We start from the raw sequence: 17846 nt of genomic DNA, 5'->3' as shown, positions 1-17846 counted from the left end.
AACCCCATGTCGAACCCCAATCCCCCCACCATCGAGGAAGCCCGCGTCGGCGGTGGCAACGTCAACCCGACCGAGAACAAGCTCACCGACCGCCTGAGCCACATCCTGGCCGACCTCGGCAAGAACGGCATCTTCATCGCGCTCATCGCGGTCGTCGTGCTGTTCGCGATCCTCACCGACGGCATCCTGCTTCGCCCGCAGAACATCTCGAACCTCGTCGTGCAGAACGGGTACATCCTCGTGCTCGCGATCGGCATGGTGATGGTGATCATCGCCGGCCACATCGACCTCTCGGTCGGATCGGTCGCGGCCTTCGTCGGTGCCTGCTCTGGCGTGTTCGCCGTGCAATGGGGCCTGCCGTGGTGGCTCGCGGTCATCCTCTCGCTCGGCATCGGCGCGCTGGTCGGCGTGTGGCAGGGCTTCTGGATCGCCTACGTGGGCATTCCCGCGTTCATCGTGACCCTGGCCGGCATGCTCATTTTCCGCGGTCTCGCCCTCGTCGTACTCGGCAACGCGAACATCGGCTCGTTCCCCGCCGAGTACCGCGCCCTCGGCAACGGATTCCTCACGGATGTGTTCGGCGAGTTCGAGATCGATCCGTTGACCCTGGGAGTCGGCGCGCTCGCGATCATCGCGCTCGTCGTGCAGCAGGTGCGCACCCGCCGCGGACGCCAGAAGTACAGCCAGGACGTCGAGCCGATGGCGTGGTTCATCACGAAGCTCGTGCTCGTCTCGGTCGCGATCGGCTTCTTCGCCTACTCGCTCGCGTCGTACAAGGGCATCCCGATCACGCTCATCATCCTCGCGGTGCTCGTGCTCGTGTATGGCGTCGTGATGAACCGCACGGTGTTCGGCCGCCACATCTACGCGATCGGCGGCAACCGTCACGCAGCCGAGCTGTCGGGCATCAAGACCCGCCGGGTCGACTTCTGGCTGTTCGTCAACATGGGCGTGCTCGCCGCGCTCGCGGGCCTCATCTTCACAGCCCGACTGAACCTCGCCGGGCCGAAGGCCGGTGACGGGTTCGAGCTCGAGGCGATCTCGGCGGCGTTCATCGGCGGCGCGGCCGTGCAGGGCGGCGTCGGCACGATCGGCGGCGCGATCATCGGTGGCCTCATCATCGGCGTGCTCAACAACGGCATGTCGATCATGGGCATCGGCATCGAGTGGCAGCAGGCCGTGAAGGGCCTCGTGCTGCTGCTCGCGGTCGCGTTCGACGTGTACAACAAGCGCCGGTCGGGCGGCAACTGACCGCACCCGCTACGACCGAGAGCCCCCGCCATCCGGCGGGGGCCCTCGTCGTCTGGGGACACGTCGGCGTGTCGGCGCGAATGAAGGAAGCACCGGCCGACACGCCGAGCGGGGCACGGCGGCACGCCGACGAGGGGCCGGAAGTTCCTGCACTGGGCTTCGGCACGAGGTTCCCGCTGGGCGGGGAGGGACCGCGGGTGAGTTGGCCGGCGGGCGACGGATGTCCCTTGCAGCGGCATTCCGTTAGCGCTAACATTGATCGTTGCTAGCGCTAACGAATCAGTGACGAAGGAGCCCCCGCGTGACGACCAGCCCAGCACCCGAGCTCGCACCCGAGCTCGCCCCCGAGCTCGCTCCCGAGTTCGAGGCGGCGATCGCGCAGGTGCGCGACGACGTCGCGAAGCTGCACGGCGAACTGGTGCGCTACGGGCTCGTCGTCTGGACGGGCGGCAACGTCTCGGGCCGCGTGCCCGGCGCCGACCTGTTCGTGATCAAGCCTTCGGGCGTCTCGTACGACGAGCTCACGCCCGAGAACATGATCCTCTGCGACCTCCAAGGCAACGTGATCCCGGGCACGCCCGGCTCCGACCGCAGTCCGTCGAGCGACACGGCCGCGCACGCCTACGTGTACCGGCACATGCCCGAGGTCGGCGGCGTCGTGCACACCCACTCGGCCTTCGCCGTCGCCTGGGCGGCGCGCGGTGAAGAGATCCCGTGCGTCATCACGGCGATGGCCGACGAGTTCGGCGGGCCGATCCCGATCGGCCCGTTCGCGATCATCGGGGACGACTCGATCGGCCGCGGCATCGTCGAGACGCTGAGGGGCCACCGGTCCCGCGCGGTGCTCATGCAGAACCACGGTCCGTTCACGATCGGCGCGAACGCGAAGGACGCCGTGAAGGCGGCCGTCATGGTCGAGGACGTCGCCCGCAGCGTGCACCTCGCCCGCGAGGCGGGCCCGCTCATTCCGATCCCGCAGCAGGCGATCGACCGCCTCTACGACCGCTACCAGAACGCCTATGGCCAGAGTGGGGATGCACGCCGATGACCGACACCGCCAAGTCGACGGATGACGCGAGAACGGCGATCCTCGAGGGGCGCACCTCGCTCGGCATCGAACTCGGTTCGACCCGCATCAAGGCGTGCCTGGTCGGCGACGATGCGACCGACGTGCTCGCGGTCGGCAGCCACGAGTGGGAGAACGAGTTCGTCGACCGCCGCTGGACCTACTCGCTCGAGGCCGTCTGGTCGGGCCTGCAGGCGGCCTACGCCGACCTCGTCGCCGACGTGCGACGGCGCTACGACGTGGAGCCGCAGACGTTCGGCGCGATCGGCGTCTCGGCGATGATGCACGGCTACCTCGTGTTCGACGCGGACGATGAACTGCTCGTGCCGTTCCGAACGTGGCGCAACACGTCGACGGGCGCCGCCGCCGCCGAGCTCAGCGAGCGGTTCGGCCTGAACATCCCGCTGCGGTGGTCGATCGCCCACCTGCACCAGGCGATCCTCGACGGGGAGCCGCACGTGCGGGACATCCGATTCTCCACGACGCTCGCCGGGTACGTGCACTGGAAGCTCACGGGACGCAAGGTGCTCGGCGTCGGCGATGCCTCGGGGATGTTCCCGATCGACTCCTCGACCAACGACTACGACGCTCGGCTGCTGGGCGTCTACGACGGGCTCGTCGCCGACCGCGCGCTCGGGCCGCACGTCGCAGAGCTGCTTCCAGAGGTACTGCCCGCGGGTCGGCCGGCCGGGGCGCTCACCGCCGAGGGCGCCGCGCTCCTCGACCCCACGGGCGCACTGCGGCCGGGGGCCGCGCTGTGCCCGCCCGAGGGCGACGCCGGCACGGGCATGGTCGCCACGAACTCGGTCGCGCCGCGCACGGGCAACGTCAGTGCCGGAACGAGCATCTTCGCGATGGTCGTGCTCGAACGGCCGCTCGAGCACGCCCACCACGAACTCGACGTCGTCACGACGCCCGCGGGCGATCCCGTGGCGATGGTGCACTGCAACAACGGGGCGAGCGAACTCGCCGCCTGGGCGGGCGTGTTCGGGCGGTTCGCCGCGGTCGCCGGGCTCTCGGTCGACACCGACGCCGTGTTCGAGGCGCTCTTCCGCGAGGCCCTCGACGGCGAGGCCGACGCGGGCGGGCTGCTCGCCTACAACCACCTCGCCGGCGAGCCGATCGCGGGGCTCGCCGAGGGTCGGCCCCTGATCGTCCGCACCCCAGACAGCACGCTCACCCTCGCGAACTTCATGCGCGCCCAGTTGTACGGCGTGTACGGCACCCTGGCGCTCGGCATGCGGGTGCTCGCCGGCGAGGGCGTCGAACTCGACCGGATGTTCGCCCACGGCGGTATCTTCCGCACCGCCGGGGTCGCCCAGCGGTTCCTCGCGGGCGCGCTCGAGGCGCCCGTCGCGGTCGGCGAAACCGCGTCGGAGGGCGGCGCCTGGGGCATCGCCGTGCTCGCGTCGTACCTGTCCACGGCCGACGAGCTCGACCTCGGCGCGTACCTGCGCGACCGCGTCTTCGCGAACGCCGCTGTCGACACCGTCGACCCCGATCCGGCGGATATCGCCGGCTTCGCCGCCTACCTCGACCGCTACCGGGCCGGGCTCGCCGCCGAGGCCGCCGCCGTCGACGCGCTCTGACCGCCCGCACCGTCACCGGCCGGCTCGCACCCAGTGCGAACCCCGGCACCACCGCGAACCTCGCCACCGAACCTCACCACCGACCTCGCCACCACCGAACCTCGCACCGCCATGAACCCCAGGAGACACCGATGACCCGCACCCCGCTCGCCACCTCGCTCGACGCGTACGAGGTCTGGTTCCTCACCGGCAGCCAGGGGCTCTACGGCGAGGACACCCTGCGTCAGGTCGCCGAGCAGTCGAGGGTCATCGCCGAGACGCTCGGCGGGTCATCCGATGTGCCGGTGCGACTCGTTTGGAAGCCGGTGCTCACCGACTCGGCCGCGATCAAGCGGGTCGCGCTCGAGGCCAACGCCGACGACCGCGTGATCGGCGTGACCGCGTGGATGCACACATTCAGCCCCGCGAAGATGTGGATCGCCGGACTCGACGCCCTGCAGAAGCCGCTCGCGCACCTGCACACGCAGGCGAACGTCGAGCTGCCCTGGGGCGAGATCGACTTCGACTTCATGAACCTCAACCAGGCCGCGCACGGCGACCGCGAGTTCGGGTACATCCAGACCCGCCTCGGCGTGCCGCGTAAGACGATCGTGGGGCACGCCTCCGACCCGCGCATGCAGGCCGAGCTCGGCACGTGGCAGCGCGCGGCGGCCGGGCTCGCGGCGTCGCGCAACCTGAAGCTCGCCCGCTTCGGCGACAACATGCGCTACGTCGCCGTCACCGAGGGCGACAAGACCGAGGCCGAGCTGCGGTTCGGCGTGCAGGTGAACACGTGGGGCGTGAACGAGCTCGCCGAGGCGGTGCATGCGACGGCCGATGCCGACATCGACGCCCTCGTCGCCGAGTACGAGGAGCTGTACGACGTGGTTCCGTCGCTCCGCACGGGCGGCGACCGCCATGCCTCGCTGCGGTACGGCGCGGCGATCGAGTCGGGCCTGCGTTCGTTCCTCGAAGAGGGCGGCTTCGGCGCCTTCACCACGTCGTTCGAAGACCTCGGCGCGTTGAAGCAGCTGCCGGGCCTCGCGGTGCAGCGGCTCATGGCCGAGGGCTACGGCTTCGGCGCCGAGGGCGATTGGAAGACCGCCGTGCTCGTGCGCATCGCGAACGTCATGGGCGCGGGCCTGCCCGGCGGCGCGTCGCTCATGGAGGACTACACCTACGACCTCACGCCCGGCGACGAGCTCATCCTCGGGGCGCACATGCTCGAGGTGTCGCCGTCGCTCACGACGTCGCGCCCGTCGCTCGAGGTGCACCCGCTCGGCATCGGCGGCAAGGACGACCCCGTGCGGCTCGTCTTCACGGCCGACCCCGGCCCGGCGGTCGTCGTCGCGCTCAGCGACATGCGCGACCGGTTCCGACTCACGGCCAACGTGGTCGAGAACGTCGAGCCGCGGCATCCGCTGCCCAACCTGCCCGTCGGACGCGCCGTCTGGAAGCCGGCGCCCGACTTCCGCACGTCGGCCGCGGCCTGGCTCACGGCCGGCGCCGCGCACCACACGGTGATGTCGACCGCGGTGGGCGTCGACGTGTTCCGCGACTTCGCCGAGATGGCGAAGACCGAGTTGCTCGTCATCGACGAGCAGACGACGCTGCCCGATTTCCAGCGCGAAGTACGCTGGAACCAGGCCTACTTCCGACTGGCACAGGGCCTCTGAGTCGACGGGTGCCGGGCAGGGGACGCGTGAGCAGGCAGGCGGGCGGGCCGGTCGAGGCGGATGTCCCGGCTGAACCCTCCGGCGTGCCGACCATGTTCGACGTGGCTCGTCGAGCCGGGGTCTCGCATCAGACCGTGTCGCGTGTGCTCAACGGACTCACGGGCGTCGCGGCGTCGACGAAAGAGCGCGTCGAGCAGGCGATCGCCGACCTGAACTACACACCCTCGCCGGCGGCGCGGGCCATGGCGAAGCGGCGTTCGGGGTCGATCGGGCTGATCCTCGCCGGCCGTCCCGACTACGGGCCGTCGAACGCGGCGCTCGGGTTCAACGAGGCCGCGCGCGACTCGGGCTACACGGTGAGCCAGGCGAGCATGCGGTCGATCGACGCCGACACGCTCACGCAGGCGGTGCACCGGCTCGTGCTGCAGCGGGTCGAGGCGATCGTGCTCATCTCGGGTGAGCGTGACGGGGTGGCGGTGGTGTCGGGCATCGACGCCGGAGTTCCGATCGTTGCGGTGGCGTCGGAGCCGGCTCCGCCGCCGGAGCCTGCGGCTGCTGGCCGCCCCGGGCCGCACCGGGTGGCGATCGACCAGTACGCCGGCGCCCGGCTCGCGACCGAGCACCTCATCGGGCTCGGGCATCGCGCCATCCGGCACGTCACCGGGCCGGCCGACTCGATGGATGCCGCCGAGCGCCGGCGCGGCTGGGGCGACGCCATGGCCGAGCACGGACTCGAGGTTCGCGACCCGATCGAGGGCGACTGGCTCGCGTCGTCGGGCCACGCGGCCGGGCAGGCGCTCATCGCCGACCCCGACGCGACGGCCGTGTTCGTCGCGAACGACCAGATGGCGCTGGGGGTGCTGCACGCCTGTCACGCCGCAGGAGTCGACGTGCCCGGCAACCTCAGCATCGTCGGCTTCGACGACATTCCCGAAGCGGCATACTTCACGCCCGCGCTCACGACCGTGCGGCAGGACTTCGACGCGCTCGGCCGCGACGTCATGTCGACGGTGCTCGACGTGCTCGGCGTGCCCGGCGACCGGGGCGCGGCTGGCGACGGCGGCGTGCCCGGCCACCGGGGCGCGGCTGGCGTGAATGGTGAGCACCCGGCGCATGAGCGCACGACCCGGGTGCCCGAGCTCATCGTTCGCGCCACCACCGCACCGCCGCGCGCCTGAACTGCCACGCTCCTTTGGAGCGCTCACATTCTCGGCCGCTTCGTCGAGGCCTCCATCTGGATCCCCCAATGGTAGGCGGGCTCTCGTAACCATTTCGTGATCAAGCTGCCACTTGTGAGCGCTCACAAGTGAGCGCTAACATCACGAATGCGGCGCGAATGGATCTCGCCGCCCGGCGCACCGGGAGCGCAGCACGTTCACCGCCGGCAGACGAACAAGGAGGTTCACCTGATGAAGAAGCTCATCGGAATCGCGGCCGCGGGAGCCATGCTCCTCGCACTCTCGGGTTGCGCGGGCGCCGACGGCGGCAGCGCCGCGGAAGGCGGCCCCAAGCCCCTCGACGAACTCGTCGTCGGGTTCGCCCAGGTCGGCGCCGAGTCGGGATGGCGCACTGCCAACACCAAGGACATCCAGGCCGCCTTCGAGGAGGCGGGCATCGAGCTCAAGTTCTCCGACGCACAGCAGAAGCAGGAGAACCAGATCAAGGCGATCCGCTCGTACATCCAGCAGCAGGTCGACGTGATCGCGTTCTCACCCGTGGTCGAGACCGGCTGGGACGCCGTGCTCAACGAAGCGAAGGCCGCCGGCATCCCCGTCGTGCTCACCGACCGTGCGGTCGACTCGAAGGACGAGTCACTGTACGTGTCGTTCCTCGGCTCGGACTTCGTCCTCGAGGGCGAGAAGGCCGGCCAGTGGGTGCTCGACGAGTACGCCGACACGACCGAGCCCGTCGAGATCATCCAGCTCGAGGGCACGACGGGCGCCGCGCCGGCGATCGACCGCGCCGAGGGCTTCGCCGAGGTCATCGCCGAGAACCCGAACCTCGAGGTCGTCGCCAGCCAGACCGGCGACTTCACCCGCGCGGGCGGCAAGCAGGTCACCGAGGCGCTGCTCAAGTCGAACCCCGGCGTCGACCTGATCTACGCGCACAACGACGACATGGGTCTCGGCGCGATCGAGGCGATCGAGGCGGCGGGGCTCGTGCCCGGCGAAGACATCAAGATCGTCACGGTCGACGCGGTCAAGGACGGCATGCAGGCCCTCGCCGACGGCAAGATCAACTTCATCGTCGAGTGCTCGCCCCTGCTCGGCGCTCAGCTCATCGAGATCATCACGCAGGTCAACGACGGCGAGACGCCTGAGAAGCGCATCGTCACCGAAGAGACCACCTTCACGCAGGAGCAGGCGATCGAGGCGCTGCCCGACCGCCAGTACTGATCCGATCCGCGGGTCGAGGAGTCGCGACACCGGCTCCTCGACCCGCACAGATCTCGAGACGCCGCTTCGCGGCTCCTCGACCCGCAGACCGACAACCCGACTCGATGGAGAGCACCGTGAGCAACGTGACCTCAGAGAACACGGCCGTACCGCGATCGCCCGTCGTGGAGATGCGTGGCATCTCGATCGGCTTCCCGGGCGTGAAGGCGCTCGACGGCGTCGACTTCCGCATGTTCCCCGGCGAGGTGCACTCGCTCATGGGCGAGAACGGCGCCGGCAAGTCGACGCTCATCAAGGCCCTGACGGGCGTGTACGGCATCGACGCCGGCACCATCACGCTCTCGGGCGCGCAGGTCTCGTTCAGCGGGCCCGCGCAGGCGCAGGCCGCGGGCATCTCCACCGTGTATCAAGAGGTGAACCTCCTGCCGAACCTCTCGGTGGCCGAGAACATCATGCTCGGCCGCGAACCGCGCCGGTTCGGCGGCATCGGCTGGCGCGCGATGCGCCGCCGGTCCGCCGAGCTGCTCGCCGGCCTGGGCCTCGATGTCGACCCGGGCTCGCTGCTCGGCGACCACTCGCTCGCGGTGCAGCAGCTCATCGCGATCGCGCGCGCGATCGACGTGAACGCGAAGGTCCTGATCCTCGACGAGCCCACGTCGTCGCTCGACGCCGACGAGGTCGCCGAGCTGTTCCGTGTCATTCGCTCGCTCAGAGACCAAGATGTCGCCATCCTGTTCGTCTCGCACTTCCTCGACCAGGTGTACGAGATCTGCGATCGGCTCACGGTGCTGCGCAACGGCACGCTCGTGGGGGAGTACCTCGTCGAGGAGCTCCTCCGCATCGACCTCGTGCAAAAGATGATCGGCAAGGAGCTCACCACCCTCGACGATCTCGAGCAGCGCGCCCACGCGGTGGTCGTCGACGAATCGGATGCCGCGACCTTCGTCTCGGCGTCGAAGCTCGGCCGTCGCGGCGCGATCAACCCGGCCGACCTCCCGATCGCCGCCGGCGAGGTCGTGGGCCTCGCCGGCCTGCTCGGCTCGGGCCGCACCGAGTTCGCGCGTCTGCTGGGCGGCATCGACCGCGCCGACACCGGCGAGCTGACGATCCGCGGCGAGACGGTGAGACTGCGCACCCCGCGGCAGGCGATCGCCAGGCGCATCGCGTTCTCGTCCGAGAACCGTCGCGACGAAGGCATCGTCGGCGATCTCACGGTGCGCGACAACATCGTGCTCGCGTTGCAGGCCGACCGCGGCTGGTTCCGCCCGATCCCGAAGAAGAAGCAGGACGAGCTCGCGCAGAGCTACATCCAGGCGCTCAACATCCGTCCCGGCAACCCCGACGCACTCGTGCGCAACCTCTCGGGCGGCAACCAGCAGAAGGTGCTGCTCGCCCGCTGGCTCGCGATCGCCCCCCGGTTGCTCATCCTCGACGAGCCGACGCGCGGTATCGACATCGGCGCGAAGGCCGAGATCCAGAAGCTCGTGTTCAACCTCGCCGAGAACGGCATGAGCGTGCTGTTCATCTCGGCCGAGCTCGAGGAGGTGCTGCGGCTGAGCCACCGAGTGGTGGTGCTCCGCGACCGGCACGTCGTCGCCGACCTCGAGAACGACGGGCTCACCGTCGATTCGCTGCTGACCCTCATCGCCGACGGGCGCGTCGCGTCCGACGACGAGGCGCTCGCCGAGATCGAACCCACCCCCACCACGCAAGGAGGCACCCGATGAGCGGGCTCGCCAAGGTCGTGTCGCACCGGCTGTTCTGGCCGATCGTGATGCTGCTCGTACTCTTCGCGATCAACCTCGTCGCGTTCCCCGGCTTCTTCACGATCACCGTGCGCGACGGACAGCTGTTCGGCAGCCTGATCGACATCCTGCGCAACGGCGCGCCCACGCTGATCATCGCCGTCGGCATGACGCTCGTCATCGCCACGCGCGGCATCGACCTCTCGGTCGGGGCCGTCGCGGCCATCTCCGGCGCGGTCGCCTGCTCGATCATCCTCGGCTCGCCCGAGCCCGGCAATCTCGCGACGGTCGCCGTCGCCGTGGCCGTGGCACTGCTCATCTCGCTCGTCCTCGGCGTCTGGAACGGATTCCTCGTCGCGGTGCTCGGCATCCAGCCGATCATCGCCACGCTCATCCTCATGACCGCGGGGCGCGGCGTCGCGATGCTCATCACCGAGGGACAGATCCTGACGGTCAACAGCCCGCCGTTCAAGTTCCTCGGCTCGGGCTTCTGGTTCGGCGTGCCGGTCGCGGTGGTCATCGCGGCGGTGGTGTTCGGCATCGCCGCGCTCGTGACCCGCCGCACCGCGCTCGGCATGCTCATCGAGTCGGTCGGCATCAATCCCGAGGCCAGCCGGCAGGCAGGCCTGCGGGCGCGCGGGCTGCTGTTCGCGGTGTACACGTTCTGCGCGCTGTGCGCGGCGATCGCCGGGCTCATCCTCACCGCGAACACCGCCGCGGCGGACGCCAACAACACGGGTCTGTTCATCGAGCTCGATGCGATCCTCGCGGTGGTGATCGGCGGCACATCGCTCGCCGGCGGCCGGTACACGCTGTTCGGCACGCTCGTCGGTGCACTCGTCATCCAGACGCTCGTCACCACCGTCTACACGGTCGGCATCCCGCCGATCGCGACCATGGTGTTCAAGGCCGCGGTCGTCACGATCGTGTGCCTGCTCCAGTCGCCGACCACAGCCGCCTCGATCAGCGGATTCCGCCGAAGGCTCGCCGCGCGAGCCGGGAAGGGGCTGGCCGCATCATGACCGAGCTTCTCGACGCACCCCGCCGCACCGACGGTCGTACGCCACGCCCGCCCCACGGTCCCGCCGGCACCGGCGGCCGCCGACCCGGCTGGTCGGGTTCGTCCGGCAGCGCGCTCGCCCGATTCGGAAGTGCGGCGCTGGGCCTCCTCACGAGCCCGAAGTACGGCCCGGTGACGGTGACCGCCGTCCTGTTCGTCGCAGTGTTCGTCGTCGGCGGCATTCGATACCGAGGCTTCTTCTCGGGTCAGGTGTTCCTCAACCTCTTCGTCGACAACGCGTACCTCATCGTGCTCGCGGTGGGCATGACGTTCGTGATCCTCACCGGCGGCATCGACCTGTCGGTCGGGGCGGTCGTGGCGCTTTCGGGCATGATCGCGGCGAGCCTGCTGCAGACCGGCTGGTCGCCGGCGGTCGTGATCCCGCTGATCCTGGTGCTGACGAGCGTGCTGGGCCTCCTCGTCGGCCTCATGATCCACGTCTTCAAGGTGCAGCCGTTCATCGCGACGCTCGCGGCGATGTTCCTCGCCCGCGGCCTCTGCTACGTGATCAGCCAGAGTTCGATCTCGATCGTCGAGCCCACGTTCGTGCAGCTCGCGGTCTCGCGCATCCCGCTGGGCGGTGGCCTCTCGGTCACGCCGAGCGTCATCATCGCGCTCGCGGTCGTGGCGCTCGCGGTCTGGGTACTGCATGCGACGCGTTTCGGCCGCACGGTGTACGCGATCGGCGGCGGCGAGCAGTCGGGCCTCCTCATGGGTCTCCCGGTCGCACGAACGAAGGTGCTCGTCTACGTGATCTCGGGCTTCTGCTCGGGCCTGGCCGGCGTGCTCTTCACGTTCTACACGCTCTCGGGCTACCCGCTCACGGCTGTCGGCACCGAGCTCGACGCGATCGCCGCGGTCGTGATCGGCGGCACCCTGCTGACCGGCGGGTACGGGTTCGTACTCGGCTCGGTACTCGGCGTGCTCGTGCTCGGCGTCATCCAGACGATCATCACGTTCGAGGGCACGCTGAGTTCGTGGTGGACGAAGATCTTCATCGGCGCGTTGCTGCTCGTGTTCATCATTCTGCAGAAGGTGCTGACGTCGCGGCGCAGGTGACGCGCGTGCGTGGGCGGAGGGCAGGTTTCCGGACTGGGCCCTCCGCCTGCCGCTCCCGATCGGATCGGGCGGGATAATCGACATGATGACGCGCCGTGGGCGCGGGGCAGGGAGCCGGGCAGCGAGTGGGCGATCACGACGACAAGGCGCGAGCCGCGACCATCTTCGACGTGGCCCGGCTCGCCGGCGTGTCGCACCAGACGGTCTCACGCGTGCTCAACGACCTGCCGAATGTGCGTCCGGCCACGCGGGCCCGCGTCGAGCAGGCGATCAAGCAGCTCCGGTACGTCCCGTCGCCCGCCGCCCGTGCGCTCGTGACGCGCCGCACCCGCACGCTGGGGCTCATCGTGACCGGCGCGCCCGACTACGGCCCGTCGTCGACGGCGCTGTACTTCAACGAGGCCGCGCGCGACGCCCGGTACACGGTCATCACGGCGAGCATGCGCGAGACCGATGCCGCGAGCATGCGTTCCACGGCCGAACTCCTCGTGCGCCAGAATGTCGAGGCGATCGTGCTCATCGCCGCGGAGCGAGCTGCGCTCGACGCGCTCGACGGCATCGAACTCGGCGTGCCCGTCGTCGCGGTCGCATCCGAGGAGCGTGGCGCGCTGCACCGGGTATGGCTCGACCAGTACACCGGGGCACGCCTCGCCGTCGACCACCTCATCGGCCTCGGTCACCGCGAGATCCGGCATATCGCCGGGCCGTCGAACGCGATGGACGCGGCGGAGCGCGTGCGCGGCTGGGCTGCGACCCTCGGCGAACACGGACTGCCGGCGCGCGAGCCACTGGTCGGCGACTGGTCGCCGGGCAGTGGATACATGCACGGCCGCACGCTCGCGTCCGACTCCGAGATGACCTCGGTGTTCGTCTCCAACGACCAGATGGCGCTCGGCGTCATGCACGCGTTCGCCGAGGCTGGGCTGTCGGTGCCGGGTGATGTCAGCATCGTCGGCTTCGACGACATCCCCGAGGCGGCCTTCTTCGCGCCTCCGCTCACGACGCTGCGCCAGGACTTCGTCGGGCTCGGCCGGGATGCCATGGCGAGCGTGCTCGCGGTGCTCGGCGACGACGACCGCACGCCGGCGCCGCGCGTGCCCGATCTCGTCGTGCGCACGAGCACCGCCGCGCCGAGCCGCGAGCGCGTGACACTCACCTCCTGAGACTCCTTCACACCGCGGCATCAGCCGTGTCCGCGATGGAATGTGAGGGTTCACACTCAGAGGCCCTGCCGCAGAGTGCTGCGAGAATACGGGACAGACACACCCGTCACTGCCTCTTGTGAACTGCATACTGTGAGCGCTAACATCTCATCCGAACCCCAAAAGCGACCTCGACCGCGATGCCGAGGCAAGTCCGAAGGATTGCGCAATGAAGCACAACGTCGTACTACGAACTCTGGCGGCTACGACCTCCGCCCTTCTCGGACTCACGGTCGCGGTCTCGGCGTCGACCCCCGCTTTCGCCGAGGTGGACGACCGCCTCATCGTCCACTACGCGTTCGACGAGACGAGCGGCGCCGTCGCCGTCGACCAGTCGGGCAATGGCCGCGACGCGACGATCGCCGGCGGGCCGACGCTCACCGGTGGTGCGGGCGTTCGCCTCGACGGCGTCGACGACCACGTCAAGCTGCCGAGTGACATCATGGCGGGACTCACGTCGATCACGGTGAGCACCGAGGTGCTCATCCGGTCGACGCAGTCGACGCCGTACTTCATCTACGGCCTCGGGAACACGAACTCGTCGGGGGTCGGCGACGGCTACCTGTTCTCGTCGGGCAACGCGTACCGGTCGTCGATCGCCACCGGCAACTGGTCGACCGAGCAGACCGTGTCGAGCGGTGCGAACCTCGCGCGCGGCGTGTGGAAGACGATCACCTACACGCTCGACGACGCTTCGAACACGGCACGCATCTACCTCGACGGCGTGCAGGTCGCCCAGAACACCAACGTCACCATCACGCCCGGGTCGATCGGCAACGGCGTGACGACCGCCAACTACCTCGGTCGCTCGGTGTACACGGCCGACAAGTACCTCGCGGGGAGCCTGCGCGACTTCCGCATCTACGACGTCGCGCTGACCGCCGAGGAGGTGGCGGCCCTGCATCCGAGCGACCAGGTCGAGGTCGATCGCGACCTCGCTGCACTCGACCTCGGCGACCTGTCCGCGGTCGAGGGGAACCTGACGCTTCCGACCACCGGCGAGAACGGCGCGACGATCGCATGGGCGTCGAGCGACCCCGCGGTCATCTCGGATTCGGGCGCGGTCACCCGGCCGGCAGCGGGCGGCGGCGACGCATCCGTCACTCTCACCGCCACCGTGTCGAAGGGCGGCGCGAGCGGAACCAAGGACTTCACCGCGACCGTTCTGGCCGACGCCGACGACCAGAGCGTCGTCGACGCGGCGGCCACCGCACTCGCCATCACCAATGTCGACGACGTGCGCGGCAACCTCACACTGCCCGGCGCACCCGACGGCACCGAGATCTCGTGGACCTCGTCGGCCCCCGAGATCGTCGCGACCGACGGCGTCGTCGCCCGGCCCGCGGCCGACACCGACGTGACGCTCACCGCCACGGTCACGAGGAATGCGGCATCCGCCACGCGCGAGTTCGTCGCGAAGGTGCGCGCCTCGGTCGAACTCGATGAGTTCGAGGGCTACGCGTTCGCGTACTTCACCGGGAACTCACTCGCCGGCGAGAACATCTACTTCGCGGCGAGCGAGGGCAACAACGCCCTCGACTGGAGGGAGCTCAACGGCGGCCAGCCCACCCTGACCTCGGAGTACGGCACGAAGGGCCTGCGCGACCCATTCATCATCCGTTCGCCCGAGGGTGACACGTTCTACCTCATCGCCACTGATCTCTCGATCGGCAGCGGCACGAGCTGGGATGCCTCGCAGCGCACCGGCAGCCAGTACCTCGAGGTGTGGGAGTCGCGCGACCTCGTGAACTGGTCGGAGCAGCGCCACGTCAAGGTCGCGCCCGACACCGCGGGCAACACGTGGGCGCCCGAGGCGTACTACGACGAGTCGATCGGCGCCTACGTCGTGTTCTGGGCCTCCAAGCTCTACGCAGAGGACGACCCCGGCCACACGGGCAGCACGTACAACAAGATGCTCTACGCCACCACGCGCGACTTCGTCACCTTCAGCGAGCCGCAGATCTGGCAGGACCAGGGCATGTCGCGCATCGACTCCACGGTGATCAAGGCCGGCGACGTCTACCACCGGTTCACCAAGGACGAAGGCGCAGGCGGCACCGGATGCAGCGACATCATCCAGGAGACCTCGACCGAGTTGCGCGCCACCCTCGAGGCGTGGACCATGATCGACTCGTGCATCGGACGCGACGCGGGCACGAGCGCGGTCGAGGGACCGACGGCCTTCACGTCGAACCCGGGCGACGTGAACGGCGACAAGACCTACCTCTTCGTCGACGAGTACGGCGGGCGCGGCTACATCCCGCTCGAGACGGCAGACATCGGCGCACCGAACTGGCAGGTGTCGGCGCAGTACGACCTCCCGGCGAGCCCGCGCCACGGCACCGTCATCCCGGTGACCGCCGCCGAGCTCGCGGCGTTCTCCGCCGGCCCGCCGCCCGTCGAAGCCAACGAAGAGGGCGAGATCCTGCGTTACGACTTCACGGATGCCTCGGGCTCTGTCGTCGCCGACCGCTCGGGCAACGGCTACGACGGCACGATCGTCGGCGGCGCGACATGGCAGCAGGGCGGCTCGCTCCGCTTCGACGGCGCCGACGACTACGTCGACCTGCCCGACCACATCCTGACGGGCGTCGAGGACCTCACGGTCGAGGCCGAGGTGAAGATCGACCCGGCGCAGTCGGGCTCGTACTTCATCTACGGACTCGGCAACACCGACGCATCCGGGGTCGGCAATGGCTACCTCTTCACCACGGGCAATAACTACCGCACGAGCATCGCGTCGGGCAACTGGTCGACCGAGCAGACGGTCAACTCGGGGGCGGCGCTGACGCGTGACCGTTGGGCGCACCTGACGTACACGCTCGAGGGGACCACGGCCCGGCTGTATCTCGACGGAGTCGAGGTCGCGAAGAACACGAACGTGACGCTCGACCCCGGCGACATCGGGGGCGGACAGACGTTCGCGAACTACCTCGGCCGCTCGCTGTACAACGCCGACTCCCGGTTCCGCGGTGAGTTCCGCGAGTTCGCGCTCTACAACCGCGCGCTCAGCGCGAGCGAGGTGCTCACGCGATCGGGCAACACGACGGCGCTGTCCGGGGTGACGCTCGCGGACCCCGACGCGCTGAGGATTGCGCCGATCGTCAACGCATCCGCCCGCACCGTGGTCTTCCCGGTGGTCCCCGGCACGGATATCGCGGCGCTCGCGCCGGTGTTCGGCGCCGCCGAGGGCGTGACGGTGTCGCCGGCATCGGGCGACACGGTCGACCTCAGCGAGCCCATCACCTACACGCTCACGGCACCCGACGGCTCGACCGCGACCTGGACGATGCAGGCGCGCGTGATGAACAGCCCGGTGCTGCCGGGACTGTACGCCGACCCGAACATCGCGGTGTTCGGCGACACGTACTACATCTACGCCACGACCGACGGGTTCGCCGGGTGGGGCGGGAAGGAGTTCTACATCTGGAAGTCGAAGGACCTCGTCGACTGGGAGCGCTCGGCCGAGCCGTTCCTGACACTCGACGGTGCCAACGGCGACGTGCCCTGGGCGACCGGGAACGCGTGGGCGCCGACCATCATCGAGCGCGACGACAAGTTCTACTTCTACTTCAGTGGCCACAACCCGACGTACAACCGCAAGACCATCGGCGTCGCGGTGGCCGACACCCCCGAGGGCCCGTTCGTCGCGCAGCCCACCGCCATGATCACCAACGGCGAGGCTGTGAAGTCGGGGCAGGCGATCGACCCCGCCGCGTTCCATGACCCGGTGAGCGGGAAGTACTACCTGTTCTGGGGCAACGGCACGCCGCTCTTCGCGGAACTGAATGACGACATGCTCTCGGTGAAGACCGAGACGATCGCGCCGATCAGTGGCCTGACATCGTATCGGGAGGGCACGTTCGTGAACTACCGCGACGGGCTTTACCACCTCACCTACTCCATCGACGACACCGGATCTGAGAACTATCGGGTCGGCTACGCGACCGCCACGAGCATCACGGGGCCGTGGACGAACCGTGACGTCATCCTCCAGAAGGACGCCTCGCTCGGCATCCGAGGCACCGGCCACAACTCGATCGTTAATGTGCCCGGCACTGACGACTGGTACATCGCCTACCACCGGTTCGCGATGCCCGACGGGAATGGCACGAACCGCGAGACGACGATCGACCGGATCGAGTTCGACGAAGACGGCCTCATGAGGACCGTGACGCCGACCCTTGAGAGCGTGGCGCCGAAGACGGTCGTGGACCTGGAGCCCCTCGCCGTCGCGATCTCGGGCGAGACTCAGGTCGGCGAGGTCCTTCGTGCCGGCGTTGCTGAGCCGTGGGTGCCGTCGGGCTATCGCTGGACACGTGACGGGGAGGTCATCACGGGCGCCGAAGATGCGGAGTACGCGCTGACAGACTCGGATGTCGACGCCATCATCGGGGTAACGGTGACCGCCGCGAAGCCGCTCTGGAGTCCGTCGACCGCCACTGCGGAAGTCGGACCGGTACGCGCGCCCTCGACAGCACCAGCTCGGCCGGCCGCACCCGAGGTGACGCGTGGCTCCGCGTCGGTGATGGTGCACTGGGAGGCGCCCGACGACGGGGGAGCGCCGGTCACGGGCTACATCGTGACGTTGTGGCCGAAGTCGCCCAACCTCCCGACGCTGGTCAAAGAGGTTGGCGGTGCCTCGGTGATGGTCACCTTCACCGACCTGCAGCCGGGCGCCAAGTACAGCGCCACGATCGTGGCGCACAACGAGGTCGGCTCCTCGCCGGAGTCGGATGCGTCACAGGAGATACAGGTCCGAAAGCGATAGTCCCGGTTCCTGCGCTGAAGTCGGGGCGCACCGAACGACCCTGACCGCGCGC

11 protein-coding genes are annotated in these 17846 nt (G+C 69.3%); all 11 read left to right on the top strand.

Annotation, left to right across the window (positions count from 1 at the left end):
* The first annotated feature begins 6 nt into the window (after positions 1–6).
* The 11 genes from mmsB to LSF15_RS08610 all read left to right on the top strand — a co-directional run bounded on the left by mmsB (position 7) and on the right by LSF15_RS08610 (position 17794).
* Entirely contained in the window at positions 7–1251 is a 1245-nt protein-coding gene (mmsB, locus tag LSF15_RS08660) for a multiple monosaccharide ABC transporter permease (RefSeq protein ID WP_232498123.1), read from the top strand.
* A gap of 301 nt (positions 1252–1552) precedes the next feature.
* Positions 1553–2299, top strand: coding sequence for an L-ribulose-5-phosphate 4-epimerase (locus LSF15_RS08655; protein WP_308188452.1), 747 nt, complete (start codon positions 1553–1555; stop codon positions 2297–2299).
* Positions 2296–3906: a xylulokinase gene (locus LSF15_RS08650; RefSeq protein ID WP_232498122.1), complete on the top strand. Its 1611-nt coding sequence runs from the start codon at positions 2296–2298 to the stop codon at positions 3904–3906. The genes LSF15_RS08655 and LSF15_RS08650 overlap by 4 nt, the downstream gene beginning before the upstream one ends.
* 131 nt (positions 3907–4037) lie before the next feature.
* On the top strand, positions 4038–5561 hold the full coding sequence (gene araA, locus LSF15_RS08645; RefSeq protein ID WP_232498121.1) for an L-arabinose isomerase: 1524 nt from the start codon (positions 4038–4040) through the stop codon (positions 5559–5561).
* 26 nt (positions 5562–5587) lie between these two features.
* Positions 5588–6739 carry a LacI family DNA-binding transcriptional regulator gene (locus LSF15_RS08640; RefSeq protein ID WP_232498120.1) on the top strand — a complete coding sequence of 384 codons (1152 nt, stop codon included), beginning with the start codon at positions 5588–5590 and terminating at the stop codon, positions 6737–6739.
* Positions 6740–6970: 231 nt separating this feature from the next.
* The gene (locus LSF15_RS08635; protein ID WP_232498119.1) at positions 6971–7957 is read left to right on the top strand and encodes an ABC transporter substrate-binding protein; all 987 of its coding nucleotides are present in this window, start codon (positions 6971–6973) and stop codon (positions 7955–7957) included.
* A 104-nt stretch (positions 7958–8061) separates the two neighbouring features.
* Positions 8062–9684, top strand: coding sequence for a sugar ABC transporter ATP-binding protein (locus LSF15_RS08630; RefSeq protein WP_372459954.1), 1623 nt, complete (start codon positions 8062–8064; stop codon positions 9682–9684).
* The gene (locus tag LSF15_RS08625; protein ID WP_232498118.1) at positions 9681–10724 is read left to right on the top strand and encodes an ABC transporter permease; all 1044 of its coding nucleotides are present in this window, start codon (positions 9681–9683) and stop codon (positions 10722–10724) included. Before LSF15_RS08630 ends, LSF15_RS08625 begins: the two co-directional genes overlap by 4 nt.
* Complete coding sequence (gene yjfF / locus LSF15_RS08620; RefSeq protein ID WP_232498117.1) at positions 10721–11821, top strand: galactofuranose ABC transporter, permease protein YjfF; 1101 nt, start codon at positions 10721–10723, stop codon at positions 11819–11821. Before LSF15_RS08625 ends, yjfF begins: the two co-directional genes overlap by 4 nt.
* Positions 11822–11946: 125 nt before the next feature.
* Positions 11947–12984 carry a LacI family DNA-binding transcriptional regulator gene (locus LSF15_RS08615; protein WP_232498116.1) on the top strand — a complete coding sequence of 346 codons (1038 nt, stop codon included), beginning with the start codon at positions 11947–11949 and terminating at the stop codon, positions 12982–12984.
* Positions 12985–13192: 208 nt separating this feature from the next.
* Complete coding sequence (locus tag LSF15_RS08610) at positions 13193–17794, top strand: family 43 glycosylhydrolase (RefSeq protein ID WP_232498115.1); 4602 nt, start codon at positions 13193–13195, stop codon at positions 17792–17794.
* Positions 17795–17846 lie beyond the last annotated feature (52 nt).

This window comes from Agromyces humatus, assembly GCF_021228295.1.
GTDB lineage: Bacteria > Actinomycetota > Actinomycetes > Actinomycetales > Microbacteriaceae > Agromyces > Agromyces humatus.
The sequence above is the reverse complement of the archived record's forward strand: the minus strand, read 5'-3'. Positions and strand labels throughout refer to the sequence as shown.